Annotated in this window: 27 protein-coding genes, 1 pseudogene and 1 riboswitch; of the genes and pseudogenes, 10 read left to right on the top strand and 18 right to left on the bottom strand. The window is 70.3% G+C overall.

Annotated features, from left to right (window positions below):
- Positions 1-275: 275 nt before the first annotated feature.
- The 4 genes from VMS22_14390 to VMS22_14375 are packed head-to-tail and all read right to left on the bottom strand — an operon-like array spanning position 276 to position 4795.
- Positions 276-1718: a DUF4340 domain-containing protein gene (locus VMS22_14390; GenBank protein HXJ35217.1), complete on the bottom strand. Its 1443-nt coding sequence runs from the start codon at positions 1716-1718 to the stop codon at positions 276-278.
- Positions 1715-3292 carry a Gldg family protein gene (locus VMS22_14385; GenBank protein HXJ35216.1) on the bottom strand — a complete coding sequence of 526 codons (1578 nt, stop codon included), beginning with the start codon at positions 3290-3292 and terminating at the stop codon, positions 1715-1717. Before VMS22_14385 ends, VMS22_14390 begins: the two co-directional genes overlap by 4 nt.
- Positions 3293-3295: 3 nt before the next feature.
- Entirely contained in the window at positions 3296-4069 is a 774-nt protein-coding gene (locus VMS22_14380; GenBank protein HXJ35215.1) for an ABC transporter permease subunit, read from the bottom strand.
- Between the two features lie 3 nt (positions 4070-4072).
- The gene (locus VMS22_14375; GenBank protein ID HXJ35214.1) at positions 4073-4795 is read right to left on the bottom strand and encodes an ATP-binding cassette domain-containing protein; all 723 of its coding nucleotides are present in this window, start codon (positions 4793-4795) and stop codon (positions 4073-4075) included.
- 121 nt (positions 4796-4916) lie between these two features.
- On the opposite strand from VMS22_14375, the gene polA reads away from it, so the two are divergent.
- Genes polA through VMS22_14345 form a run of 6 tightly spaced genes read left to right on the top strand, consistent with a single transcriptional unit; the run spans position 4917 to position 10125 of the window.
- A complete protein-coding gene (gene polA / locus VMS22_14370; protein HXJ35213.1) occupies positions 4917-7514 on the top strand; it encodes a DNA polymerase I in 2598 nt (865 codons plus the stop codon).
- 40 nt (positions 7515-7554) lie between these two features.
- Complete coding sequence (locus VMS22_14365; GenBank protein HXJ35212.1) at positions 7555-8151, top strand: sigma-70 family RNA polymerase sigma factor; 597 nt, start codon at positions 7555-7557, stop codon at positions 8149-8151.
- A 7-nt stretch (positions 8152-8158) separates the two neighbouring features.
- Entirely contained in the window at positions 8159-8689 is a 531-nt protein-coding gene (locus VMS22_14360) for a hypothetical protein (GenBank protein HXJ35211.1), read from the top strand.
- Complete coding sequence (locus VMS22_14355) at positions 8683-9129, top strand: hypothetical protein (protein HXJ35210.1); 447 nt, start codon at positions 8683-8685, stop codon at positions 9127-9129. Before VMS22_14360 ends, VMS22_14355 begins: the two co-directional genes overlap by 7 nt.
- Complete coding sequence (locus VMS22_14350) at positions 9129-9434, top strand: hypothetical protein (GenBank protein HXJ35209.1); 306 nt, start codon at positions 9129-9131, stop codon at positions 9432-9434. The genes VMS22_14355 and VMS22_14350 overlap by 1 nt, the downstream gene beginning before the upstream one ends.
- Before the next feature lie 19 nt (positions 9435-9453).
- A complete protein-coding gene (locus tag VMS22_14345; protein ID HXJ35208.1) occupies positions 9454-10125 on the top strand; it encodes an isoprenylcysteine carboxylmethyltransferase family protein in 672 nt (223 codons plus the stop codon).
- A 10-nt stretch (positions 10126-10135) separates the two neighbouring features.
- On the opposite strand, the gene VMS22_14340 is transcribed toward VMS22_14345, so the two are convergent.
- The 14 genes from VMS22_14340 to VMS22_14275 all read right to left on the bottom strand — a co-directional run bounded on the left by VMS22_14340 (position 10136) and on the right by VMS22_14275 (position 21364).
- The gene (locus VMS22_14340) at positions 10136-10459 is read right to left on the bottom strand and encodes a hypothetical protein (protein ID HXJ35207.1); all 324 of its coding nucleotides are present in this window, start codon (positions 10457-10459) and stop codon (positions 10136-10138) included.
- Between the two features lie 12 nt (positions 10460-10471).
- Positions 10472-11038: a phosphopantetheine-binding protein gene (locus VMS22_14335; protein ID HXJ35206.1), complete on the bottom strand. Its 567-nt coding sequence runs from the start codon at positions 11036-11038 to the stop codon at positions 10472-10474.
- A gap of 329 nt (positions 11039-11367) precedes the next feature.
- The gene (locus VMS22_14330) at positions 11368-11580 is read right to left on the bottom strand and encodes a hypothetical protein (protein HXJ35205.1); all 213 of its coding nucleotides are present in this window, start codon (positions 11578-11580) and stop codon (positions 11368-11370) included.
- 7 nt (positions 11581-11587) lie between these two features.
- Complete coding sequence (locus VMS22_14325; protein HXJ35204.1) at positions 11588-12847, bottom strand: sulfate adenylyltransferase; 1260 nt, start codon at positions 12845-12847, stop codon at positions 11588-11590.
- 121 nt (positions 12848-12968) lie between these two features.
- Positions 12969-14393 (bottom strand): DASS family sodium-coupled anion symporter, encoded by a 1425-nt coding sequence (locus VMS22_14320; GenBank protein HXJ35203.1) that lies wholly within the window; start codon positions 14391-14393, stop codon positions 12969-12971.
- A 44-nt stretch (positions 14394-14437) separates the two neighbouring features.
- A complete protein-coding gene (locus VMS22_14315) occupies positions 14438-15637 on the bottom strand; it encodes a radical SAM protein (GenBank protein HXJ35202.1) in 1200 nt (399 codons plus the stop codon).
- Positions 15634-16134, bottom strand: a complete 501-nt coding sequence (locus VMS22_14310; GenBank protein HXJ35201.1) for a hypothetical protein — start codon at positions 16132-16134, stop codon at positions 15634-15636. The genes VMS22_14315 and VMS22_14310 overlap by 4 nt, the downstream gene beginning before the upstream one ends.
- On the bottom strand, positions 16134-16424 hold the full coding sequence (locus tag VMS22_14305; protein HXJ35200.1) for an NIL domain-containing protein: 291 nt from the start codon (positions 16422-16424) through the stop codon (positions 16134-16136). Before VMS22_14305 ends, VMS22_14310 begins: the two co-directional genes overlap by 1 nt.
- Positions 16406-17386, bottom strand: coding sequence for a PLP-dependent cysteine synthase family protein (locus VMS22_14300; protein HXJ35199.1), 981 nt, complete (start codon positions 17384-17386; stop codon positions 16406-16408). Before VMS22_14300 ends, VMS22_14305 begins: the two co-directional genes overlap by 19 nt.
- A gap of 13 nt (positions 17387-17399) precedes the next feature.
- A complete protein-coding gene (locus VMS22_14295; protein ID HXJ35198.1) occupies positions 17400-17675 on the bottom strand; it encodes a ubiquitin-like small modifier protein 1 in 276 nt (91 codons plus the stop codon).
- Positions 17676-17733: 58 nt separating this feature from the next.
- Entirely contained in the window at positions 17734-18990 is a 1257-nt protein-coding gene (locus VMS22_14290; GenBank protein ID HXJ35197.1) for a threonine synthase, read from the bottom strand.
- Positions 18987-19715, bottom strand: coding sequence for a HesA/MoeB/ThiF family protein (locus VMS22_14285; protein ID HXJ35196.1), 729 nt, complete (start codon positions 19713-19715; stop codon positions 18987-18989). Before VMS22_14285 ends, VMS22_14290 begins: the two co-directional genes overlap by 4 nt.
- Positions 19716-19777: 62 nt before the next feature.
- A riboswitch (SAM riboswitch) is annotated at positions 19778-19895 on the bottom strand.
- Between the two features lie 54 nt (positions 19896-19949).
- Complete coding sequence (locus VMS22_14280; protein HXJ35195.1) at positions 19950-20120, bottom strand: hypothetical protein; 171 nt, start codon at positions 20118-20120, stop codon at positions 19950-19952.
- A complete protein-coding gene (locus VMS22_14275) occupies positions 20117-21364 on the bottom strand; it encodes a sodium:calcium antiporter (protein ID HXJ35194.1) in 1248 nt (415 codons plus the stop codon). Before VMS22_14275 ends, VMS22_14280 begins: the two co-directional genes overlap by 4 nt.
- 232 nt (positions 21365-21596) lie before the next feature.
- Between VMS22_14275 and VMS22_14270 the strand changes: the two genes are divergently transcribed.
- The 4 genes and pseudogenes from VMS22_14270 to VMS22_14255 all read left to right on the top strand — a co-directional run bounded on the left by VMS22_14270 (position 21597) and on the right by VMS22_14255 (position 26262).
- A complete protein-coding gene (locus VMS22_14270; GenBank protein HXJ35193.1) occupies positions 21597-22367 on the top strand; it encodes a methyltransferase domain-containing protein in 771 nt (256 codons plus the stop codon).
- Positions 22368-22378: 11 nt separating this feature from the next.
- Positions 22379-23860 carry an SDR family oxidoreductase gene (locus VMS22_14265; GenBank protein HXJ35192.1) on the top strand — a complete coding sequence of 494 codons (1482 nt, stop codon included), beginning with the start codon at positions 22379-22381 and terminating at the stop codon, positions 23858-23860.
- A 200-nt stretch (positions 23861-24060) separates the two neighbouring features.
- Positions 24061-24543 (top strand): annotated as a pseudogene (gene msrA / locus VMS22_14260) (peptide-methionine (S)-S-oxide reductase MsrA).
- A gap of 9 nt (positions 24544-24552) precedes the next feature.
- The gene (locus VMS22_14255) at positions 24553-26262 is read left to right on the top strand and encodes an amidohydrolase family protein (GenBank protein HXJ35191.1); all 1710 of its coding nucleotides are present in this window, start codon (positions 24553-24555) and stop codon (positions 26260-26262) included.
- The last annotated feature ends 36 nt before the right edge of the window (positions 26263-26298 follow it).

Genomic DNA, 26298 nt, shown 5'->3' with positions numbered 1-26298 from the left:
GTCCCCCACCTCGCGCCGCAACGCTCCCGCCTTCGGCGTCTCGCTCTTTAGCGAATAGCTTCGTCGTGACGGCCTAGGGTTTCTGCCGCAAAACGCGCGGCTCGCGCTGTGCGACGTCGAGCAGCGGCGCCGCGACGCGAGGTCGGGGGCCAGGCGCGGGGCGCCTGCGTAGCGGCGCGACGCTACGTTAGGTCGTGACGGCGCGTGTGTGTTGTCGCGCGGCGAAGCCGAAGCCGAAGCCTCGTCCCCCACCTCGCGGCACCGACGCCCGGCGCCTAGTCTTCGTCGTCCTCGCCGCCGCCCTCGTCGGGGAAGGGGGCGGGCTCGCCGTCGGCACCGGCGGCCGCCGGGGCGAGCGTGGTGGTTGGCGTGTCGCTCTGCTGGAAGTCGCGCGCCTGCTTGTCGAGACGGGTGTACATGTAGTCGCGCGCCTCGAAGACGACGGGGCCGCCGTCGCGCATGACGTAGTACTTCCCGTCGTGCTTGGCGGCGAGCACCGTGCCGATCGCCTTGCCGTCCTTGTCGGTCAGCACGATGCGCAGGTCGGGCGCGGCGAGGCCGAACTTCGCGAGGTCGCCCGGCGGCTCGGCGGCGACGCCCGAACCGCGCAGGTCCTTCACGTCGTCGACGAAGCGCTGGATCGCGGTGCCCTTGGACTTCGGGTCCGGCGTGCCCTCGAGCGTCCACGTGCCCGACGAGCTGCGCACGAACGTCGCGCCCGTGCCTTCCTTGCGCTCGAGCACGACCTTGCCGACCTTGTCGCCGTCGAAGGTGACGACGGACTTGTCGCGCAGCGCCGCGGCGTCCTTGTCGAGCGTCTTGAACGCCCACTCGCCGACCGCGAACACCGCCGGCGACCCCGAGCGCCGGACGTAGACCTGCTTCGTCTGCGCGCCGGTCGACTCGCCGCCGACGACGAGCTGCTGCGTCGCCGCGCCGTCCTTGCCGGTCGCGACCGTGATCGTGAGCCGTGGCTTGTCGAGGCCGTACTTGGCGAGATCGGTCGGATTCTCGTCCGGGAAGTCCATGGCGCGCGTCGTGCGCAGCGACGAGAGGTACGAGCGCACCTCCGTCAGGTCGGCCGGCAGCCCGCCCGGGTCGACCGTCCACGCGTCCTTGTCCTTGCGGACGATGGTCGTCGTGCCGCCGCCCTCCTTCGCGATGTCGACCCGCTGTACGTCGTCGTCCTGGAAGGCGAGGAGCTGCTTGTCGCGCAGGTCCTTCACCTGCTTGTTCAGGTTCGCCCCGATGGTCGACGCCGTGAGGTAGATCTTGGGCTCGTCGCCCTTGCGGACGTACGTCTTGGCGCCGATCGCCGTGTTCTTGCCGATCTGGATGGGCGGGACCGTGCCGTCCTTCAGCGTCAGCTTCACGATCGTGGCCGGCTTGTCGAGCCCGAACGCGGCCAGATCCTTCGGCATCTCGTCGAGGCTCTTCTGCACCTGCGCGCCGAGGATGGACGAGAGGAGCGTCTTCACGATGGGCTCGTCGGCGGGCGCGTCGAGCGGCTGCGTGAGGCGCCATCCCTTGTCGCCTTTCACGAGCACGATCGTCCGGTCGGGGTAGACGAGCTCGATGCCGGTGACCGCGTCCTCGGGCGCGCCGACGAGCTTCTCCTTCTCGGCTTCCTTCTGGGCCTGCGGAACCTCGTAGTAGTAGAGGTAGCCGCCCAGCGCCGCCACCAGGACGGCGAGCACGAGGATGCGCGCGAAGCTCACCCGTTTCTCCGCCGCCACCACACCGCGATGCCGAGGGCGACCAGCAGCTCCGGGATGATGAGGACGGAGAGGTAGAACAGCCGGCCGGCCTGGCTCTGGGTGAAGTCGGCCCGGGACGCGCGCACGGTGCGGCTACGGATCGACACCAGCTCTTCCTGGCCGACGAGCCAGCCGACGGCGTTGAGGAAGAGGTCGCCGTTGAGACGGGACTGCGTGATCTCCTGGTTGTCCGCAAAGCGCGGCGTGCCGAAGACGACCAGGCGCGCTTCGTCCGGAGCCTTCTGGCCCTCCGCCGGCGGCGGCGGCTCGATGCCCATGTCCTTCAGCTTCGCCGTCACCGCGACCGCGATCGACACCGGGCCCTTCTTGTCCGTGTCGTCCAGGCGGGCGATGCCCTTGGTGAAGACGTCGTCGACCGACGTCTCCGCCCAGCTCGACGCGCTCGTCTTGACGAGCGTGACGGCGGAGAGGCCCTTCTTGCCGGCCGCGTCGGGCTCGACCGAGCGCACCTGCGGGTAGACCGTGTAGTCGCGGAAGCCCTGCGTGATCGGATGCGCGCCGTACTCCTTGGCGAGCGGCTGCATGCCGACGCGCGGGCCTTCGAAGAGCCGGACCTCCTGATCGAGGACCACGTCGTTGCCGAGCTTGGCGCCCCAGCCCGCGAGGAAGGTGGCGAGCTTCTCGTCGCCCTGACGCGGCCCGACCAGGACGAAGAGATGCCCGCCGCGCTTCAGATACCCGTCGAGCGCGGCGATGGCGGTCTCGGTGAAGGGCTGCCCCACGCCCGCGATCACGACCACGCTGGCGTCGTCGGGGACCTTGTCGGTCGACGGCAGGAGCAGCGTCTTGATCTCGTAGTTCTCCTGCTGGAGGGCGAGCTTCGCCTGCGAGTAGCCCTTGGGATCGTCCTCGGCCGTGGTGTTGGCCTGGCCGAAGCCCTCGACGAAGTACACGACCTTCTTCGTGCTGCGCGAGACGCGGATGAGGCCGTTGGTGATCGTCTCCTCGGACGGCTGCGTCACGACGAAGGATTCGTTGCCGTACTGGAGGTTCACCGAGGGCGCCGTCGTGATCTTCATCTGATCGACGAGCGCCGGCTCCTTGTCCGGGTCGACGAGCCGCATCTTCACGTGACCCGGGTTCACGTACGTGTAGCTCTCGAGCAGCGATTCGAGCCCCGGGTTGATGCCGCCCTCGACGAAGGCTGTCATCGTGACGTCGTCCTTGAGGTTCTGGACGACCTTGGTCGTCTGCGGCGAGAGCGTGTAGATGCCGCCTTCGGACACGTCCCAGCGCTTGTGGTGGCGATGCCCGAGGTAGTTCGCGCCCGCGACGAGCGCGATGAAGAGGACGGAGTAGACGGCCGCGCCCGCCCCGTAGCGCGTCGAGCGCTGGCCGAGCAGGCCGCGGAAGCTCTCGAAGCCGAAGGTGAGGTAGGCGACGATGAGGAGCGCACCGACGATGAGGTGGAGCCAGATGAGGGGCTCGCTCAGCCCGAGGATCAGGCGCGCGCCGAGGCCGAAGCCGAAGAAGACGAGGCCCAGGAGGCCGAGCAGGGAGGCGAGACGGCCCATCGGTTATCGCCAGCGCACCGACTCGACGGAGCGTTGCGTGAGGAAGACGCCGACGACGAGGAGGGTGGCGAAGTAGACCAGGTCCTTCGTGTCGATGAGACCCTTCAGGAACTCCTGGAAGTGGTCGGTGATGGAGACGTACTTCACGAACTCGCCCCACGGGCCCTGCACGGTCTCGCCGAGCCAGCCGACCGTGTAGAGCAGCAGCAGCGCGAAGAGCGAGCCCACGTAGGCGATCACGACGTTGTCGGTGAACGACGAGATGAGCGTGCCGATGGCGAGGAACGAGATCGCCATGAGCGCGAGCCCGAGGTAACCCGCGAGCATCATCGGGACCTCCGGGTTGCCGTACGCGCTCAGCAGCACGCCGAAGAAGCCGGAGAGGAGGATCATGAGGAGGACGAGCGCGAGCCCGCCCACGAACTTCCCCAGGACGATCTCGCTCACGCGCACGGGCGAGGTGAGGAGCAGCTCGTAGGTGCCCGAGCGCTTCTCCTCGGGGAACATGCGCATGGTGATCGCGGGCACGATGAAGATGAGCAGCACCGCCATGTTCTGGAGCAGCGGGCGGATCACCATTTCGTTCAGGTTGAAGCGCTGCAGCATCTCGGGCTGGCGCATCATGCTGTAGATGGAGAGGGCCTGATTGAACGCCGACAGCAGCGCGAAGAAGAAGTAGCCGGCGAGGGCGACGTAGGAGGCGAGCAGCACGTAGGCGACCGGGGACGAGAAGTACGACCGGATCTCGCGTCCGGCGATCGTGAGCGTGTTGCGCACGGTCTACGCGGCTCCCCTGTGGCTGCCGGCGATCGCCTGCTTGTAGGCGTCGTCGAGGCGCTGGTCGCGGGTCAGGTTGGCGAGCAGGTCTTCGACCACGACGCGGCCGTCGCTGATGATGACGACCTTCTCGCAGACCGCCACGACCTGGCCGAGGATGTGGGTGGAGAGGACGATCGTGCGGTTGGGCGCGAGGCTGCGGATGAACGCCAGCATCTCGTCGATCTGTCCGGGGTCGAGCCCGTTGGTGGGCTCGTCGAGGATCAGGACCGGCGGATTGTGGATCAGCGCCTGCGCCAGGCCGACGCGCTGCCGGTAGCCCTTCGAGAGGTGTCCGAGCACGCGATGCGACACGGTGGTGAGGCTGCAGGCCTTCAGCACGCGATCGATGGCGGCGTCGACGTCGCCTCGCGCCATGCCGCGCAGCTTGGCCGCGAAGCGGAGGTACGGCACGACCAGCATGTCGTTGTAGAGGGGCGGCGTCTCGGGCAGGTAGCCGATGCGTCGCCGCACCTCGGCCGACTGCTCGAAGACGTCGAAGCCGGCGACCTTGACCGTGCCGGACGTCGCCGGAAGGAAGCCGGTGATGACCCGCATGGTGGTGGTCTTGCCGGCGCCGTTGGGGCCGAGGAAGCCGAGGATCTGACCGGGAACGGCCGTAAACGACACGTCGTCCACGGCGGACAAGTCGCCGTAGCGCTTGTGCAAGTGAGCGACTTCGATCATCCGGCCCGCATTGAGACGTCGATGACGCGAAAAAAATTCGCGGCCGGTTAGTAGACGCCGCCCTCGACGCTGTCAAGCTTCCTTGCGGCACACCGGGGCCTCCGTTAGGGACCACCTTCTGATGGCGCGCGGCCGGCTCTTCCTCGTCGATGCGAGCGGCTACGTGTACCGGGCGTTCCACGCGCTGCCTGCCCTCGGGACGTCCAAGGGTTTGCCTACCAATGCCATCCTCGGGTTCGCCAACATGGTGGCGAAGCTCGTGAAGGGGGAGAAGCCGGACTACCTGGCCGTGGTCTTCGACGCCCCCGGTGGGACGTTTCGGGACGAGCTGTACGCCGACTACAAGCAGAACCGGGCGCCCATGCCCGACGACCTCCGGCCCCAGCTCCCCTACATCCGGAAGCTCGTCGCGGCGCTCCGCCTCCCCGTGATCGAGGAGAAGGGGGTCGAGGCCGACGACGTCATCGGCACCCTGGCCGCCCAGGCCGAAGGGAAGGGGCTCGAGACGGTCATCGTCACGGCCGACAAGGACATGATGCAGCTCGTGTCCGAGCGGACGACGCTCTACGACGACATGCGGGGGCGGCGGATCGGCATCGCCGAGGTGCGCGAGCGCTTCGGGGTGGATCCGGGCCTCGTGCCCGACGTGCTCGGGCTCATGGGCGACACGAGCGACAACATTCCCGGCGTGACCGGGATCGGTCAGAAGACCGCGACGGCGCTCGTCCAGCAGATCGGCCCCGTGGAAGCCATCCTCGAGAAGCCCGAGGCCGTCGAGGCGACCGGGGTGCGCGGGGCCAAGCGCGTGCGCGAGACGCTCACCGCCGAGGCCGAGACCGCCCGGCTCTCGAAGGACCTGGCGACGATACGGCGCGACGTCCCGGTGGCGCTCGATCTCGAGCGGCTGCGCTGGCCCGGGCCCGACGCGGCGACGCTCCGCCCGCTCCTGACCGAGCTCGAGTTCTTCGCGCTGCTGCGCGATCTCACGCCCGCGGCGAGCGCGACGTCCGTCGAGCGCGTCGTCGCAGGAACGCCGAGCGATGCGAAGGCCGCGCTCGGGAAGCTGCGGGGCGTCTCGCCGATCTCGATCGTCGCGGTGCTCGACTCGACGCGCGCGACGGCGGCGCGCCTCTCGACGCTCGCGCTGGCGGGTCCGTCCGGTCCGGTCGTCCTGGTTCCGGACCCCGACCGGCCCGAGATGCTCGCCACGATCGAGCCCCTGCTCGCCGACTTCGCCACCACGAAGCTGGGCGACGATCTGAAGGCGCTGCGCGTCGCGCTCGCGCGCCGGCGCATCGCGCTCGCGGGGCCGACGGTCGACTTCGGGATCGCGTCGTACTGCCTCAATCCCTCGCGCCCGTCGCACGACGCGGCGGCCCTGGCCGAGGAGCTGCTGGGGGAGGCGAGCGCCGACGCCGATCCGACCGAGCGCGCCGTTCGCGCCGCGCGCGTGGCGCACGCGCTGGCACCGCTGGTCGAGGAGAAGCTCGCACAGTACGAGATGCGGCAGCTCTACCGGGAGCTGGAGATGCCGCTGTCCGAGGTGCTCGCCCAGATGGAGCTGGCCGGGGTCGCGCTCGACACCAAGATGCTGGGTGCCATGTCGGCCGAGCTCGCGACCGGCCTCGATCGCGTGATGGGGGAGATCTACGGGCTCGCGGGCGGCGAGTTCAACATCGGCTCGGCGGTGCAGCTCCGCGAGGTGCTCTTCGATCGCCTGAAGCTGTCGGCGAAAGGCGTGCGGCGCACCAAGACCGGTCTCTCGACCGACGTCGACGTGCTGACGAAGCTCGCCGCGGAGCACCCGCTGCCGGCGAAGATCCTCGAGTATCGCCAGCTCTCGAAGCTGAAGTCCACGTACGTCGACGCGCTGCCGGCGCTGGTCGATGCGGCGACCGGACGGATCCACACCTCCTTCAATCAGACGGTCGCCGCGACCGGCCGGCTCTCGAGCTCGGACCCGAACCTGCAGAACATCCCCATCCGGACCGAGGAAGGACGACGCATCCGGGCCGCGTTCATCGCCGGTGCCGGGCATCGTCTGATCTCGGCGGATTATTCGCAGATCGAGCTGCGGGTGCTCGCCCACCTCTCGGGTGACGCGGCCCTCATCGAGGCCTTCACGCGCGGCGACGACATCCACGCCCGGACGGCGGCCGACGTGTTCGGCGACCTGCCGCCGGCCGAGGGGCGGCGGCTCGCCAAGGTGATCAACTATGGGATCGTCTACGGCATGGGTCCGGCGCGGGCCGCCCGTGAGCTCGGCGTGTCGATGAAGGAGGCCGAGGCCTACATCCGGAACTACTTCGGACGCTACGCGGGCGTCCGTACCTATCTCGACGCGACGGTCGCGGAGGCCCGCGAGCGGGGCTACGTGACCACCGTGCTCGGCCGCCGGCGATACCTTCCGGAGCTGGGGGCAAGGGACCCGGCCGTGCGCCAGTTCGCGGAGCGCGCGGCCACCAACACGCCCATCCAGGGGTCCGCGGCCGACCTCATCAAGCTCGCCATGCTCGCCCTCCGGCGCAGGTTGCAGGAGGCCGGGTCGCGAGCGCAGATGCTGCTGCAGGTGCACGACGAGCTCGTGATCGAGGCGCCCGCCGAGGAGGTCGAGCGCGTGCGGCACGTCGTGCGGGAGGCCATGGAGGGGGTCTGGAACCTTCGCGTACCCCTGCGTGTCGACGTTCACGACGGCCCGAACTGGGCCGAGGCCCACTAGCCGGGGGTCAGGACCCCCTCCCGCCTGAATAGCGCCCCCTATGGAGCGTCAGAAGGAACAGCACGCGGTGTCTCCCGGCGATCTCGACCTCGTGGACCGCGCTCGCCGGGGCGATCGGGAGGCATTTCGTGAGCTCGTCGAACGCTATCAACGCAAGGTTGCCGCGCTCGCCGTCGGAATGCTGCGAAGCCGCGAGGACGCATTGGACATAGTGCAGGACACGTTCACCAAGGCCTACCAGAGCCTGGACAAGTTCAAGGGCGACTCGAGCTTCTACACGTGGGTGTATCGCATCGCGGTGAACCTCTGCATCGACCACCAGCGCCGCGAGTCGCGCTACGTGCAAGTCGGCGCCGACGCCGACGACGCCGGGGACGAGCTGGTGCCACCCTCACCCGATCATCTTGCAGAGGACGAGCCCTTCGAGAGGGCGCGCAGCACGCAGATCGGTGCGCGCGTGACTGCCGCCATAAATGAGTTGACCCCCGAACATCGCGCCGTCATACTCCTGCGAGAGGTAGACGGCCTCTCCTACGAGGAGATCAGCCAGGTGCTCGACTGTCCCAAAGGAACCGTGATGAGCCGTCTCCACTACGCGCGCCGCCAACTGCAGGCGCGACTGCACGGGCTGCGCTGACGTGTCGATGACCTGCGACGAAGTCGGAACCCTGATCGACGCCTTCGTCGACACCGAGCTGCCGTCGGCAACCCTGCTCGAGGTCGCCTGCCACGCGGGCCACTGCGCGCGATGCGAGCGTGCCGTGCAGGACGTGCTCGCCATTCGCGAGGTCCTCGTCGCCGACGTCGATCGCCAGGTCGAGGGGCTCGATCTCTCCGGCGTCTGGTCCCACGTCGACGCCGCGATCGCGCGCACCGAGGGACAGGCCCACTGGCGGCAGCGCGGCGACGCGAAACGCGGCCGCCTGCCGCGGAGCATCCCCGTGTGGGGCTCGATCGCCGCGATCGCCGCCGGCGCGGCGCTCTACGTCCGGCCGATCGGGCCCGTCGCCGTCACGAATCCGGCGCCCTCCGCCGTCCGGGTGGCGTCGAAGCGTCTCCCGAACCACGTCTACATCGATCGCCTGGCGGGCAAGGACATCGCGCTCCGCCGCGAGGCCAAGAGCGGCACGACCATCATCTGGGTCAACCACGAGGTCGAGGGTAGCGGATGGTGACGCGGGCGCTGGCCCTGGCGCTGACGGCGTCCTCGCTCTGTCTCCGGCCGGCCCTGGCCGACCCCCTGCAGATCCAGGTCACCTCCGTGCGCGCCGCCGAGTCGGGCCCGTCCGACCCGCAGCTCGTGAGCTTGCGGCCGCGCCTGCGCCGTCTGGTGGGCTACCGCGCCTTCCAGATCGTGAACCAGGAGGTGCGGACCTGCGACTGGCGGAGCGAGGCACGTTTCGCGCTGCCGGGCGGCCGCCACCTCCAGCTCCTGCCGAAGGGGGCCGACGACGACGTGGTGAACATGCAGGTGCGTCTGCTAGAAGGGCGCAGGCGTCTGGTGGATACGAACGTGCGAGTGGTGAGCGGGGGCACGATGATGTTCGGCGTCGGGCGCGATCCGCGCATCGGCGACAGCGCGCTCATCATCCTGCTGAAGGCGGACATGAAGTGATGGCGACGCGCGGCGACTCCTGGCTCGAGGACGTCCGCACCCAGCTCCGCGGCGTGGTCGACGCGGTGTGGGGCGAGGTCCGGCAGCATGGCATTCTGCCCCTACTCGAGCCGGTGCCGCCCTTCAACCGTCCCGGATTCCTCTCGCCAGCGGTCGCGGTCGGCGGCCTGCTCGCGATCATGCTGCTCTCGGGCATGGCGGTGACGGCGTTCGGCAGCCTCGTGCTCGTGCTGCTCGCGATGTACCTCCTGCTCGTCCAGGTCTTCGGGGTCTCGGTCGAGCTGCATCCGTTCGGCCCCCGCTGACGCCGGGGCGGCTGCGCCGATGCGCGGCGGACGGGACAGGGGCCGCCTCATCGTCGGGAGCGTGGTCCTCTTCGTCGCCAGCATCGGGATCATGCTGTGGGGCTGGGGCGACTGGTCGACCTTCTGGCAGAACCCGGCGCGCCTCGGCCTGGTCGTGCTCTCGGCCGCCGCGTGCGTCGTGGCGCTCGCGGCCCCGATGAGCGGTCTCACCGGCGCGCGGGTGGTCGATGAGCGCGACCGTCTGATCTTCCTGCCGATGCTCCCGCTGTCGTTCCTCTTCCTGTATCTGCCGCCGTGGGCGGACCGGCGCGATCTGTTCGTCCTCGACGGCGACACGGTACGCTGGGCGGGGCTCGCGCTGTTCGCCGCCGGCTGCGTGCTGCGCATCGTGCCGATGTTCGTTCTCGGCTATCGATTCAGCCCGCTGGTGGCGATCCAGGAGGGGCACACGCTCGTCACGGACGGCGTCTACCGGTGGGTCAGGCATCCGAGCTACCTCGGCGGACTGATCGTGCTGATCGGGTGGGTCCTCGTGTTCCGCAGCGCGCTCGGTTTTCTCCTCGTGCCGCCATTCGTGGGCATCGCGGTGTGGCGCATGAACGACGAGGAGCGCCTGCTCGGCGCCGAGTTCGGCGACGAGTACGCTTCCTACCGGCGGCGCACGTGGCGCCTCGTCCCCTGGGTGTACTGACGCCACGCGGCTATCGCCGGGCGACGCCGTGCCAGATGGCCGGAGCCGCCGTCGTCTGCGAGCGGACCGCGTCGAGCACACGGCGCCGCAGCCACCCGGGGTCGATGTCGAGGGCGTCGCAGATGCTCTCGAAGGCGAACGGGTCGGCCCGCCCGGAAGCGACGAGCCAGTCGATCTCCTCGCGCACGTGTGCCGCGGCCCAGGGACCGCGGCCGATCCTGAGGATCGAACGGAGCGCGTCCTCGAGCACGGCGAGCATCAGACGGCGCTCGCCGCGGCAGACGAAGGTCTCGCGTGCGGCCTCGGCCGAGCGCAAATTGGTTGCGTAGCGCATCGCCATCCTCCCTCAGGCGGTGCGCCAGTCGCGCCGGATGTCGACCGCGACGCCCCGTCGCTCCACGCGTGCGAGACGTGCCCGGATGCGCGCGATCACGGCGGCGGGCGTGCTGAGCGCCACCATCACCTCCAGGCGCGTGCCCGGCTCGGCACGCTCGGCGTCCTCGGCGAGGACCTCGACCGCGTAGGGGTCGAGCCAGAAGACGCGCTCCAGGACCGCCGCGGGAGCGCGCGACGGCGACGAGAGTCTCGCGCGCAACAGCGCGACGCCGTCGCGCGCGCGACGGGCGCGCTCGGTCACGAGCGTCTCGGCGACGAGAAGGAGGTCGCCGTACGTGCGCACCCGCGCCAAGAGCGCGACGGGTACGGTGATGCCGAGGTCGGCTTCCATCGCCGCGGCGAGGTCGGCGAAGTCGAGGGAATCGGCGGCGAGGTCGTCGCGCAGCGAGACGGCGGGGCTGACCGCCTCCTCGTCGATGCCGAGGCGATCGGCGACCAGGGTTCGGAGCCACGTATCGGACGCGGCTGTGGCGACGGCCACGTCGTGGACGCGGACCGCGGAAGATGCATGGGACATGGGATGCTCCTGTCGTTCGACGATGACGGCCTCCGGTGGGTCCGGTCGACGACATCGGGGTTCTCGTGTCCGCCCGAGGACGGGTCGGGGAACCGGCGGCACCTGCGCGTGCCGAGCCGGATGCAACAAGGCCCGAGGAGTCGGTCCCCGGGCCCTGGAGATCACAGCGTCGAGTCGGCCGTCAGAACGGCAGGCCGGTCATCACGCGGCGCCCCGGACCCGGAAGCATCCCCGGGCCTCGATACAGCAACAACGGTGCACGCGCCGATTCATGCCTACGGCTACGCCTTCCCCCGTTTTCGATGTCCTGTCAAGGACAGCGCAGGCGCTCAGTCGCCGAGCGTCTCCCAGCGGACGTCCCAGAACTCGGGGACCGGCGGCCGCAGCTCCATGTGACCGCCGAAGCACTCGAAGCTCGGCCGGTGCGTGAGGCGCTCCTGCACCAGGTGCAGGTATTCTTCGAGCGGTTGCCCCGCCGCGGGCGCGCCGACGTCGAGGCGCTGCTGCGCGCCGCACTTCTTGCAGGAGACGTCGACGCGCACGCGCCGGCTACGCTTGCTTCATCTTCGCCGCCAGGATGCGCGACGTCGACGGCCGCATGATGCGCGCGTCGACCTCGCGTCCCTCGAGCAGCGTCTTGCGGACGTCCTTGCCCGAGATCGACACCGGCTTCTCGCCCTGGTGGTTCTCGGTGAGATCGACGCGGCCGATCGATTCGTAGAAGGCGGCGAAGCCGACCTTGATCGGCTGGATCCTGAGGTCGCCCCGCAGCTTCCCGAAGATCTCCTGCGCGTCGAAGTCGCCCCAGATGGCGCTGCCGTCGTGGTACGGCGCGTCGGCGTGCTTGCGGCCGATGATGATGTTCGTGAAGCCGAAGTTCTGGCGGTAGATGCCGTGCATCACCGCTTCCTTGGGGCCGCCGTAGAACATCTTGATGTCGAGGCCGAGCAGGATCACGCGGTCCGGCACCGACTCCTTGCGCGGGCCCCACAGGGCCTGGTCGCTGTCGCCGTCGCCGAGCGCACGCTGGTCGATCAAGGCCTCGTACGTCTTCATGCGCGTGTCGGCGTCGACGTCGTCGCCCTTGGTCTCGCCGATGAGCGGGTTCAGCACCGCGCCCGCGTTGAGGCCCTGGCGGATCAACGTCTCGAGACCGTAGACGAGCGCGTACTCGTGGGCGCGGTGGAGCGGGTTGCGGGTCTGGAACGCGACCACGCGCTCCCAGCCCTTCTGGCGGAAGAGGGCGCGCACCTCGCGCGGCGTGAGCACGAACTTGCCGAAGCGCGGGTGCTTCGGCTGCGGCAGCACGCGGATCGTCCCACCGACGAGGTGCGTCTTGTCGGCGTCGTTCTTGAGCACCATGTCGGCGCCGGGATGATCGGTGCGCTCGGTGCCGTAGACGCTCGCGAGGTACCGCATCTTGTCCCACGGGAAGACGTCGGAGATCTCGAGCGTCGCGACCACCGTCCCTGCCGTGTTCACGAGCGCGACGGGCTGGCCCTTGCCGAGCTTCGCGGCGAGATCGCTCGTGACCGGCAGCGAGAGGGGAATCGTCCAGGCGTACTTCTTGCCGCCGTGGACGATGTGCTCCTCGTCGAGCACCCGGTCGTACGTCGCGCGATCCATCGGACCCGTGAGCGGCGAGAGTCCGCCGTCGCCGAAGCGATACACGGTGGAGAGGTCGGCGTCGGAGACCGGGACCTTCGGGAGACCGGCCGCCTCGTCGGCGAACGCCTTGCGGTCCGCTTCCGGGACCGTGCAGGAGACCGGCTCGGCGAGTCCGCCGTGGGGAGGGATGAGATCGGCCATGAGTACGGTGTTCCTTTCGACGTCTGGGTGAAGAACGCCCAAACCTAGGCGAAAGCCGGACCCGGCTCAAACGGAACTGGACGAGGCACCTGCTGTGTGCGGCGCCGGCAGGGCGCCGGCGTCAATGCGCGGCCATCGTGAGGCCGATGAGCGGCCAGAAGTAGATCGCCGTCAGGTTGAAGGCGATCCACGCGACGACGACGAGGATGGCGCCGGGCACGAGCATGTCGCGGAGCTGCATGTAGCCGGACGAGTATGCGATCGCGTTGCCCGGCGTGCCCACGGGCAGGGTGAACGCGAGCCCCGAGGGAAGCGCCACGGCCGGCGCCATGATGCGCGGATCGATGTGGTACTGCGTGGCGAGGCTGAGCGCGACGGGCATGAGGAGCGCGACCACCGCCGAGTGGCTCATCGCCTCGGTCAGGACGATGCCGATCGCCGAGATGATCGCGATCACCTGGATGGGATTCGTCGCCCAGTGGCTGATCGTGAGGCTCGCGACCCAGCCCGAGGCGCCGGAGCGGTTCAGCGCCGAGCCGAGCGCGATCGCGCCGCCGTACATGAGCAGCACGCCCCAGTTGACGTAGGGCTCGACGTCGCTCCACGTGAGGAGACCGAAGACGAAGATCGCGACCACCGCGCCGAGCGCGACGTTCGCGAGCCCCAGCTCCTCGCCGCCGACGATCCAGATGGCGAGCGTCCCGAGCATCAGCATCCCGATCGAGCGCTCGCGCACCGACATGCGTCCCATGCGCAGCATCTTCTCGTCGATGATCTCGTCCGCGGCCCGCACCGAATCGACGTCGATCGGGAACCATCGCACCAGGACCTGCCACCCGACGACGAGAAGGACCGCGACGATCGGGAGCGCGGTCAGCGACCACTCGAGGAACGTGAAGGTCTGGCCGCTCGCCTGCCGGAGCATGCCGAGGGCGAGCGGCGCGCGGCCGCCGCCGAGCAGCGTCGCGATACCGCCGATCTGCGTGCCCCATGCCATCGCGATGAAGAGGGCCTTGCCGTAGTTGCTCTGGCGCGGCCGCAGTCGCAGCACGCTCGCAATCTCGATCGTGATCGGGAAGGTCATGGCGGCGACGCCGTGCTCGGACATGAAGAACGCCATGAAGGCGTTCATGAGGAAGAGCGACCGCAGGAGCGTGCGCGGCGTGCGCCCGAAGCGGCGCAGGACGGCGAGGGCGATGCGCGTCGAGAGGCCGCACTTCATGAGAGCCGCCGCGAGGATGAAGGCGCCGAGGATGAAGAAGACGGCCTCGTTGCCGAAGAAGCCGTACGTCTCCTTGGCCGACAGCACGCCCGTGACGGGCAGGAGGACCATCGCCAGCAGGCTCGTCACCATGAGCGGGATCGCGTTCGTCACCCAGTAGACGAGGCAGAGCAGGAAGACGGCGAGCGCCTTCTGCCCGCCGTCCGACAGGCCCTCCTGCGCCGGCGCGAAGCGGGCGAGGGCGTAGAGGGCGACGCCGAGGCCGAGGACGAACGGCCGGTACGATCGCTCGAGCAGCAGGCGCCAGAGCGGACGCGTGTCCACCCGGACGTTCGCGTACGGCGACGGCGCGGAAGGGCGATCGGCCACTAGAGGTGCGACGAGTCGAGCGAGTCGCTGATCGCGCGCACGCGCAGGCGCCGCCGGAAGCGGGCGAGGCCGCGCGCCGCGAACGCGCCCAGGCGCGAGCGGGTGAGGGCCTGGACGGCGCCGCCGGGCGCCGCTTCGCCCGTCAGCTGCGAGGCCTCGAACGGTGTGATGCCGAGCGCCAGGTCGCGCACCCAGGTCATGGTGAGCTTCCGCTCGCGGGCCGTCCGGTAGAGGTGACCACCCACCGATGCGGCGTCCTCGGCCGTCACCTCGGGCGCCGTCCCGCCGGCCGGGTGGTACATCGAGAGCACCGGCACGACGCCCATGGCCGCCAGCGCGTCGATGCCGGCCATGGTCGATGCGGCCGGCTCGATTCCGAGGACGAGGTCGCTCCACACCGTTCCGGCCGGGAAGACCGACGCCGCGTGCGCGAGCGCTTCGAGGTAGCGCTCGCGCCCGATGTAGCGCATGCGGCCGATGCAGTGACGGTCGAGCACCTGCGGGTCGAAGAGCTCGAGGTTGTACGAGAGCGCGTCGACCCCCATCGCGTAGGTGCGCTCGATCCACGCGTTCGTGCGCGGCGGGTGCACCTGGACGGCGACGAACGTGTCGAAGTGCTTGCGCACCGCCTCGACGTACGGCGTGAGAAAGCCGATCCCGCCGTCCTCGGCGTCGAACACGCTCGAGTTGAAGTAGACGAAGTCGGCTGCCCCTTCCTCGAACGCGGCCCGGACCACCTCGATCACCTCCGCGATCGAGATCGCGCTCTCGCGCTCGCCGGGCGGGCGCGCTCCCTCGCGACAGAAGCTGCAGGGCGCCCCGCGCACGCTGAAGCCGCACGTGGCCGTCGGCGTCACGAGCAGGTGCGCCCCGTGCACCGTCCCGACCTGCCACATCGGCCGGCCGGCACTCGTCCGCCGCCCGTAGAAGCGGGGGATGGAGCCCGTGCGGACCTCGACGCGCACGGTGTCGTCACCCACGACGTGCGCGCGCCCGTGCTCGGCGACGACGGCGTAGGCGGCGAGGGCGCCGTTCTCGATCGGGGCGATGACGCGCACGTCGCCCGGCAGAACGAGGTCGAGCGTGGTGGGCGTGAAGTCGGGGACGAGGCCGAGCTCGGCCCGCATGCGGTCGTCGATGCGCACGCCGCGCGTCGCGAGCGCGATCTTCAGCTGCACGGCGTTCGGCGCGCCCGTCACGCGCTCGCCCCACAGGCGGCGCAGCCGGGCCCCGAGAGCGTCTCCCCGCCGAACGTGCCGCGCCCGGCGTCGAGCCTCTGCACGCGGCCCTCCGTGGCGAGGCCGAGCAGCACCCGGAGGGTTTCGACCGCGACGAGCGCGCCGACCGGCTGCGCGGCATCGCCGCCCGGGCCGGCCGCCGCGAGCGCGAGCACGGAGGCGTCGAGGCATCGCGCGCAGGGTCGCCCGACGAGCGTCGCCACCGTCCCGGCGCAGCCCCGCCACCGCCCGACGACGGTGCCCGCCGGCGCGGCGTCGACCTCGATGCGGCCCGGCGCCCCCGACGTCATCGTCACCTCGGCGCCCGCGGCCCGGACGAGCGTCGCCGCGAAGCGGGCCGCCGCGTCGTCGCCCGCGATCGCGACCTGCGACGCGAGCAGGCGCTCCTGGCCACGGCCGCCGACCTCGGCGAGCAGGATCTGCCGGCTGTAGCGCTCGACCAGGGCGTCGGCGAGCATCACTCGATCACGTTCTTCTCGATCGGCTCCACCGTCACCCCTTGCTCGCGCAGCCACGCGATCGCCGATTCGATCGCCCGCTCGGTGCCGTCGAGCTCGATCGCGATGATTCCGATCTCCTCGGAGACGCTGGCGCTCCGGATGTTGAAGACGAGATCGAAGTCGCGCGAGATGCGCCAGATGAGCGGCTCGCGCACGAGCTTCTTCGGGTAGGTGAGGTAGAGCTTCGCGCGGTGCTGCTCGCCCTTGGGGGCGACGCGCCGGACCTTCTTCACGGAAGTTTTTGCCATCCCATCCACAAATTCGTCGAGAGGTAGCGGTCGCCGAAATCGGGGAAGATCTCGACGATCGTACCTGCAGTGAGCGTGCGCGCAACTTCGAGCGCCGCCAGGTGCGCGGCGCCGCAGGACTGTCCCACGAGGATGCCTTCCTCGCGGCCGAGACGGTACACCATGTTGTACGCGTCGTCGGTGGCGATTCCGATCTTCCGGTCGAGCTCGTGCTCCTCGTAGATCCCCGGCACGATCGAGGTGGCCATGTGCTTCAGGCCCTCGAGGCCGTGGAAGGCGTCCTCGGGCTCGGCGGCGATCACCTGCACGGCCGGATTCTTCTCCTTCATGAAGCGGCCGACTCCCATGATGGTGCCGCTCGTCCCGATGGCCGCAATCACGTGCGTCACCTCGCCGTCGGTCTGCCGCCAGATCTCGGGACCGGTCCCCTCGTAGTGGGCGAGGGGGTTCGCCGGATTGTTGTACTGGTCGGGCTTGAAGTAGCGCTCCGGATCCTCGGCCAGGACCTGCCGGCACAGGCGGATCGCGCCGTCGGATCCTTCGAGCGGATCGCTGAACACGATCTCCGCGCCGTAGGCCGTGATCACGCGCTTGCGCTCGGTCGAGACGTTCTCGGGCATGACGAGCTTCACGGCGTAGCCGAGCGCCGCGCCGACCATGGCCAAGCCGATGCCCGTATTGCCGGAGGTCGAGTCGAGGATGGTCTTGCCGGGAACGAGCTTCCCGTCGGCGATGCCGGCCTCGATCATCTTCTTGGCCGGGCGGTCCTTCACCGAGCCGCCGGGATTGAAGCCCTCGAGCTTCGCGAGCACGCGGACGCCGGGCGGGACGCCGTCGCGCACCACCCGGATCTCGACCAGCGGCGTGTTGCCGATCAGGTCGAGGACCGACCGCGCTGCGCCGGGCCCGTCCGGCCTCCCGCTCGCGCGGGCTCGGCCGGCCTGTGCGGCGAGCGTGCTCATGCGTGCGGCGGAGCTAGCAGCCGCCGGCGATCGCCGGGACGACGGAGACCTCGTCGGCCGGCTTCACCGGCGTCTCGAGGTTCTGCAGGAAGCGGATGTCCTCTCCGTTGACGAAGATGTTGACGAACCGCCGCACGGCGCCGTTCTCGTCGCAGATCCGGTCCTTGATGCCGGGGTGTCGCTTGTCGAGGTCGGCGACCAGCGCCGCGACCGTGCTGCCGTCCGCCTGCACCGCCTCCGCGCCGCCGGTGTACTTGCGGAGCGGGGTCGGAACTCTCACCTGAGCCATGGTCTTGGGTCCTCCTTCGGGGTTGCCTGTGCGTTTCACTCGGTCGGGGGCACCTGTGTCAACCCGCCGACGCCTCGGGCACGGCGCCGCGCAGCCGCTCGAAGAGCGCGTCGAAGTCGCCGAGGCGCGCCGGGATGCGGAACGGCTGCTCGACCGTGTCGAGCACCGCCTCGAGCGTCTTGTAGCCGTTGCCCGTGACGCTGATGACGATCGACTCGTCGCGCGGGATGCGGCCGAGCGCGATCAGCTTCTTCGTCACCGCGACGGTGGTGCCGCCGGCGGGCTCCGTGAAGATGCCCTCGGTGCGGGCGAGGAGCTGGATGCCTTCCACGATCTCCTGGTCGGTCACCGACTCGCCCCAGCCGCCCGACTCACGCACGGCCTTCAGGACGTAGAAGCCGTCGGCCGGATTCCCGATCGCGATCGACTTGGCGATCGTGTTCGGCTTCACGGGCGCGATGAGGTCGGTCTGCTTGTGGATCGCCTGGACGACCGGCGCGCAGCCGCCCGCCTGCGCCGAGTAGATCTTGAAGTCGCCGTCGACGAGGCCCAGGTCGCGGAGCTCCTTGAAGCCCTTGGCGACCTTCGGGAGGATCGTGCCACCCGCCGTCGGGACGATGATGTGCTTCGGGAGCTTCCAGCCGAGCTGCTCCGCGACCTCGAAGCCGTAGGTCTTGGCGCCCTCGGTGTAGTACGGCCGCATGTTGATGTTGACGAAGGCCCAGCCGTACTTGTCGGCGATCTCGCTGCACAGGCGGTTCACGTCGTCGTAGTTGCCGCGCACCGCGACCGCGCGCGGGCCGTAGATGGTCGAGCCGATGACCTTGCCCTGCTCGAGGTCGTCGGGGATGAAGATGTAGCAGTTGAGCCCGGCGCGCGCGGCGTGGGCCGAGACCGAGTTCGCGAGGTTGCCGGTCGACGCGCACGACACGGTGTCGAAGCCGAACTCCATCGCCTTCGAGATCGCGACCGAGACGACGCGATCCTTGTACGAGAAGGTCGGGTGGTTCACCGAGTCGTCCTTCACGTACAGCTCCTTCACGCCGAGGATCGCGCCCAGACGCTCGGCGCGGACGAGCGGCGTCATGCCGGACCACAGCCCGACGTGCGGCTCGCGCTCGACCGGCAGCAGCTCGCGATAGCGCCACAGGTTGCGGGGCCGCGACTCGATCACCTCGCGCGTCAGCACGCGCTTGATGCCGTCGTAGTCGTAGACCACCTCGAGCGGACCGAAGCACGTCTCGCAGACGTGCAGCGGCGCAACGGGCGTCTCGCCCCCGCACTCACGACATCGAAGACCCTTCACGAAGCTCATGGAGCACTCCTTCTGGCGGCGTCACGCTCGTGCGTGGCGCCGCATGCGGCGCAGCGCGGGGAGCGGGCGACGCGAACGCTGCGCCACCTCCCCGTGCGAAGATCGATCGAGAGCAGACGGTCGGCGAAGAGCGGCGCCTCGCCGGCGACGAGGCGCAGGGCCTCGGTCGCCTGCAGCGAGCCGGCGAGCGCGACGACCGGCCCCAGGATGCCCGAGTCCTGGCACGGGGCGAGGTCGCCGTCGGGCGGCGCCTCCTCGAAGATGCAGCGGTAGCAGGCCGTGACGCCGGGGAGGACCGTCAGGAGCTGGGCGCGGAAATCGATCGCGCCGGCGTGGACGAGCGGCACGCGCGCCGCGACCGCGGCGTCGCTCACGACGAACTTCGAGGCGATCGAGTCCGTACCGTCGAGGACGACGTGGAAGCCGGCGAGCCGGCCCGCGTCGCGTTCGGTGAAGCGCGCCTGCAGCGTGTCGATGCGCAGGCCCGGCGCGATCTGGCCCAGGCGCTCGGCGGCGACGTCGACCTTCGGGCGTCCGATGGCCGCGTCGTCGTAGAGCGGCTGGCGGGGCAGGTTCGAGACGTCGACGACGTCGGGGTCGACGAGGCCGATCGTGCCGACGCCGCCGCGCGCGAGGGCGAGCGCGGCCGAGCAGCCGAGCCCGCCCACCCCGATCACCAGGGCCCGGATCCCGCTCGACGTCGATGGTTCGTTTCGCACGCTCATGGCAACAAAAAAACCCCACTCCAACCGAAAGGGGGGAGAGGGGTCGTCCAGGGCGCTGCGCTTCCTTATCTTCCTCGAGGCTCGCGCCTCTCGTCGGACTTAGCACCAGCGTTTCGTTGTGTCCCGAAACCGGTTGCTGTGGCTTCGCAGGGCCGATCCCTCCGCCACTCTGGATAAGGTATGTGGGAGTCGTCTCGTCTCTTCGGTCGAGGTAACCCGAAAGGCGAAGCCCTGTCAAACCTGTGCGGTGCGCCGGGTCCAGCCACCGCGCTCGATCACCGCGACGCCCAGCAGGATCAGCGATGGTCCGCTCGGAAGCTCGGGGTGCAGCATCGCGAACGAGCCGACGCCGACCAGCGCCGCGCCGCACCAGCGGTCGAGCCGTCGCCGCCCTGCGCCGGTCATGCAGCATCTCCGCCTTCCGCAACCCTCGCCCGCGTGGCGACGAGGCTCGCGAGCCCGCGCCGGGTCGCGCGGTTCGCGAGCCAGGCGAGCGAGAGCACGACGTAGCCGCAGGCGAAGGCGTAGCCGGCCTGGGCCTCGAACTCGCGCGGGTTCGCGAACAGGGACGGCGCGATCTCGGGGACGAGCTGGGTCGCCACCTGCACGGAGAACAGGACGAAGAGCATGGCGCCCTCCCGCACCGACAGGGCGAACGACGCGAGCATCACGACCGCCAGACCCGACTGCGCGGCAGTGAGGAAGATCTCGCGCGCCTGCGTCGCGGTGAGCGGCATCGGATCCAGCCGCCCCAGCGAGATCCCGTAGGCGAGCGGCAGCGCACCCACGAGCAGCGTCCATTGGTTCACCTTCGACGACAGGAGCACGCTCAACCCCTCGGTCGCGGCCCCGCGCAGCACGAAGAGGATCGCCACGATGAACTCGGGCGCCTCGGAGGCGAGCGGCGCCAGCCACTGGATGAGCAGATACTCCGGCACCGCCAGCGATCGGCCGATGGTGATGAGCGATTCGGCGAACGGCTCGGCCGCCGCGAAGATCGCGAGCGCCGAGCCGAGGAACATGGCGACGATGACCGCACGCCTGCGTCCGGCCGAGAGCCGCGCGATCAGGAGCGGCGGGCCGACCAGGTGCGGCGCCTCGACGGGTTGGCGCAGCAGCGTGCGGGTGTACCACGCGAAGATGGCGAGCAGGACGACGGTGTCGAGGAGCGAGAGCGTCGCCTTGAGTGGGATCACGAGCGCGTAGAGGGTCGCGACCAGCAGGGCCAGGATCTCGGCCGATTGCGCGGGACGGAGGACGATCTCGCGCGACGCGCCCCGGCTCCGCGCCCACAGGACGAAGACGAGCGACGCCCAACCGACGCCGATCAGCAGGCGGTTCGCGCCCGTCATGTTCGCGGTCGCGTAACCGACGTAGGCGGGATCGCGCGCGGCCTGCCAGGCGAGATAGAGGTCCACCGCGTACTCGGGGAGCACCGCGATGACGGCGAGCCCGGCCAGCGCGACGCCGCGCGGGACGTCGAGCTGCGCCACCTCCGCGGCCCACGAGAGCAGGAACGCTGCGCCGAAGATGGCGAGCCCGGAGGCGAACGCCTCCAGCCCCGGGGGCAGGTGGAGCCCCAGCGCGCGCAGCACGAGCCATTGCAGGGCGAGCCCCGAAGCCAGCAGCAGTGACACCATGTGTCCCATCGAAACGAACCTCCCGCGACGATTTCGCGAGAGGTCTCGATCCGGAGGGCGTGCCCTCTACCGGCGTACCGGGCCGCGCGAGCGACCGTGATGACGACACGCCGAACCGGCGGGTGATCTACTCCCCTATCGCAGGGGCGACCTTATCCGGCGGTCCGGGGCGTGTCGAGGCGGTCTCGCCGCCGGCCGATCGCGTTGTGTGCTCCCGGACGATCGGGTACGTCGCGGAGCCATGTCACGTGCGGTGGTGCTCGCCTGCGCGCTCCTCTCGCTCGCCTGCTCGCGCCAGGCGGCCGCGCCGAAGACGGCGGGCGCGTCCGACGCCGCGCGTGCCGTCGTTTCGGCGCCCGATCGATCGGAGGCCGACCGCACGCTCGATGCCGGACGCCACCCCGCCGAGCTGCTCACGTTCGCTCGCGTCGGACCGGGGCAGCACGTGGCTGAGCTCGGGGCGGGCGGCGGCTACACCAGCGAGCTGCTCGCGCGGTCGGTCGGGCCGACCGGCGTCGTCTACGGGCAGAACTCGCCTCTCATCCTCGAGCGGTTCGCGGAGAAGCCCTGGAGCGAGCGCCTCGCGAAGCCGGTCATGCGCAACGTCGTGCGGGTCGATCGCGAGTTCGCGGATCCCCTCCCGCCCGAGGCGCACGACCTCGACGCGGTGCTGATCGTCCTCTTCTACCACGACACCGTGTGGATGGGCGTCGACCGGGCGCAGATGAATCGCGCCGTCTACAGGGCGCTCCGGCCGGGCGGCCTCTACGTCGTCGTCGATCACAGCGGCGGCGCTGGTTCCGGCGCGACGCAGACCCAGACGCTCCACCGCATCGAGGAGTCGGTCGTGCGCGACGAGGTGCGCGCCGCCGGCTTCCAGCTCGCATGGGAAGCCGACTTCCTGCGCAATCCTCAGGACTCCCGCGACTGGAACGCCTCGCCGCGCGTCGCCGCCGAGCGCCGCGGGACGAGCGACCGGTTCGTGCTGGGATTCGTGAAGCCGGTGTCGTAGTGGCTCGCCCCGTGCCGACGCAGACCGACTGGGTCGCGGAGCTCGCGCGTGCGACCGACCTCCTCGAGGCGATCGTCGACGACCGGAGCCTCCTCGCGCTCTTGGATCTCGACCTGCGCACGCGATTGCTCACGGCAGCGGGCCGGATCGCGCGTCCCGATCCCGTTTCGCGACGCCGCCTCGCCCGCGCCTTCCGGCGCCGCGAGCGCGACGAGCAGCGCCGGACCGACGGGGCCGTCCTCGAGCGCACGGGCGCACGCGCGCTGCGACGGGCGGCGGTCTACCCGACGCCGCGGCCGGGCGCGGCGGAGCTCCCGTCGCCCGAGCCCGTGAGCGACGAGCTGCGCGAGGCGCGCACATGCTACGTCTGCAAGGAGGAGTTCCGGCGGGTGCACTTCTTCTACGACTCGCTCTGCGAGCCGTGCGCCGCTCTCAACTGGCGCAAGCGCTATCAGACGGCCGATCTCCGCGGCCGCGTGGCCCTCGTCACGGGCGCCCGCGTGAAGATCGGGTACCACGCGGCCATCATGCTGCTGCGCGCCGGCGCGCGGGTGATCGCGACCACGCGCTTTCCGCGCGATGCCGCGCAACGCTACGCGCGCGAGCCCGACTTCGCGCAGTGGGGTGAGCGCCTCGCCGTGTACGGCGTCGACCTCCGCCATACGCCGAGCGTCGAGACGTTCTGCCGCGAGGTGATCTCCCGCTTCGATCGCCTCGACTTCATCGTCAACAACGCGTGCCAGACCGTGCGGCGACCGGCCGGGTTCTACGATCATCTGCTGCGCACGGAGACCGAGCCGATCGCCTCCCGCCCCATGGCCGAGCAGCGCCTGCTGGAGGGGCACGAGCGGCTGGGCGGGACCACCGGGGTGGCGGCGCCCCGCGCGCTCGTCGACTCGGTGCGGGCGAGCCAGGTGGCGCTGCTCGAAGAGGACCTGCGACGCGGACACGACATCTTCCCCGCCGGTGAGCTCGACGCCGATCTCCAGCAGGTCGACCTCCGCGATCGCAACAGCTGGCGCCTGGCGCTCGACGAGGTGTCGGCGGTCGAGCTGCTGGAGGTGCACCTCGTGAACGCGGTCGCGCCGTTCGTCCTGAACGCGCGCCTGAAGGCGCTCATGCTGCGCGAGCGGACGTACGACAAGCACATCGTGAACGTGTCGGCGATGGAGGGGCAGTTCTACCGCGCGTTCAAGACCGACAAGCATCCGCACACGAACATGGCCAAGGCGGCCCTCAACATGATGACGCGGACGTCGGCCGCCGACTACGTCAAGGACGGCATCCACATGAACAGCGTCGACACCGGCTGGATCACCGACGAGGATCCTGCGCCCGTCGCGGAGCGCAAGCGCAGCGAGCACGGCTTCGTCCCGCCGCTCGACGTCGTCGACGGGGCGGCGCGCATCCTGGATCCCATCTTCTCGGGCTTCCAGACCGGCGAGCACGTCTGGGGCCTGTTCCTGAAGGACTACAGGCCGACGCGGTGGTGAGCGTGTCGCGCGCCCTCGGCGCCGTCGCGGCCCTCGCGCTCGCGGCGCTGCTCGCCGTCGCCTGCCGGGAAGGCGAGCGCACGGCGCCGACCCGCGCGGCGATCACGGCCACCGCGGCGCCCACGGCGTCGGCAGGCGTCCCCGGAACCACCGCGTGCACGGCGAACGACGCTGCCGGATGCGCGTCCGCGTCCGCGACCGAGACCGCGATCCTCGCCGGCGGCTGCTTCTGGGGCATGGAGGAGATCCTGCGCGGCATTCCCGGCGTGCTCGATACGGAGGTCGGCTACACCGGCGGGACGATCGAGCACCCGACCTACGGCGACGTGCACACCGGGACGACCGGGCACGCCGAGGCGGTGCGCATCATGTTCGATCCCGCGCGGCTCTCGTACGAGGACCTGCTCGAGAAGTGGTTCTTCCGCATGCACGATCCCACCACGAAGAACCGCCAGGGTAACGACGTCGGCTCGCAGTATCGCTCCGCGATCTTCGTCACCTCCGACGCCCAGCGCACCGTCGCCGAGCGCGTGAAGGCGCGCGTCGACGCGAGCGGCAGGTGGCCGGCGCCGATCGTCACCGAGATCGTCGCGGCCGGTCCGTTCACGCCCGCCGAGGAGTACCACCAGGACTACCTGCAGAAGCACCCGGACGGCTACACCTGCCACTACCTGCGCGACTAGGAGCGAGCGATGGAGCGGGGGACGACCCTCTACCACGGTGGCCGCGTGCTGGTGATGGACGGCGGGACGCCGCCGGCCGAGGCGCTCGTCGTGCGCGACGGGAAGGTCGCCGCCGTCGGGACGGCGTCCGACATGGCGCGCGTCGCGGGTGCCGGCGCCGTGCGCGTGCCGGTCGGCGGCGCGACCATCATGCCGGGCCTCGTCGACACGCATCCGCACCTGATCCACTTCGGCGCCTTCGCCGAGCCGCTGGTCGACCTCTCGGACGCGCGCGACCACGACGACATCGTCGCGCGCCTGGCCCGTCGCGCCGCCGGGACGCCGCCGGGCGAGTGGGTCATGGCGACGCCGGTCGGCGAGCCCCATTACTTCCTGCGTCGCTCGTGGCGCGACCTTCCCGAGCGCATGCTGCCCGACCGGCACGTCCTCGATCGCGCGACGCGCGACCACCCCGTGTGGATCCAGGCGTGGGCGCCCGTCATCCCCAACGTGTGCGCGTTCAACTCCGCGGGCCTCGCGGCGCTCGGCCTCGGGCGCGAGACGCCGGCTCGGGTCGAGAACGTGTGGATCGAGAAGGACGCGGGCGGCGAGCCGACCGGCCGCCTCACGGGCTCGGTCAACAACTACTACACGAACGACGCGTTCATGAACCGGCTGCTCCGCGAGCTCCCGCTCCTGCGACCGGAGACGGTGCTGCCCGGGGCGCGCCGCGCGATGGCGGCGTACAACCGTCTCGGCGTGACGGCGGTGTACGAGGGCCACGCGATGGGTCACGGCGAGATCGGGGCCTACCGCGCGCTACGCGCCGAGGGAGCGCTCACCGTTCGGGTGCTGACCGCGCTCGAGGCGGAGGCGTACGGGCTTCCCTGGACGCACGGGCTGTCGATGGCGGAGTTCGACGAGCACCTGGAGGAAGCGCTCGCCATGACCGACCGGAGCGACGACTGGCTACGCGCCGACGGCGTCACGCTCTCGCGCGGCGGCCCTTGCTGGCCCGGCTTCCTGCGCATGCACGAGCCCTACCGCGGTCCGTACGGCGAGCCGACCACGGGCGTCACGTTCGTCGAGCCGGAGAAGGAGGAGCGTGCGCTCGGGTTCTGCGCGGCGCGCGGGCTGCGACTCAACTTCATCGGCGCCGGCTACCGCGACCACGACGACTTCCTGCCGCGCGCCGAGGCGGTGGCGGCGCGCGATCCGTCGATACGCGAGCGCGGCTGGATCCTGCAGCACGCCTACCTCGTGACCCCGGAGCAGGCACGCCGCTACGCCGCGCTCGGCTTTCGCGTGACGACCAGCATGTCGTTCTCGTGGGGGAAGGGCGATCTCTTCGCCGAGCGCGTGGGGCGGCACGTCTGGGCGGATCTGATCCCGCTGCGCCGGCTGCTCGACGCCGGCCTCGTCGTCGGCTGCGGCACCGATTGGGGGCCGAAGAACGTCTTCGAGCACGTCCAGCTCGCCGAGACGCACCGATTCTGCGGCAGCGGCCATCGCAACGACGGCCCCGCGCAGAAGGTGACGCGCGCCGAGGCGCTCTCCATGTGGACCCGCGACGCCGCGCGCGTGCTCGGCTGGGACGGCATCGGCACGCTCGCCCCCGGCAGCCACGCCGACTTCATCGTCGTCGACCGCGACCCGCTCGCCTGCTCGCTCGACGACCTGCCGTCCACACGCGTTCTCCGCACCGTCGTCGCGGGACGGACGGTGTTCGAAGCTTCGTAGGGCTCCACGTGGCCGAAGCGTCGGAGCGCGAAAGCG

The sequence above is a fragment of the Candidatus Eisenbacteria bacterium genome (genome assembly GCA_035577985.1).
Lineage (GTDB): Bacteria > Desulfobacterota > Binatia > DP-6 > DP-6 > DATJZY01.
The sequence above is the reverse complement of the archived record's forward strand: the minus strand, read 5'-3'. Positions and strand labels throughout refer to the sequence as shown.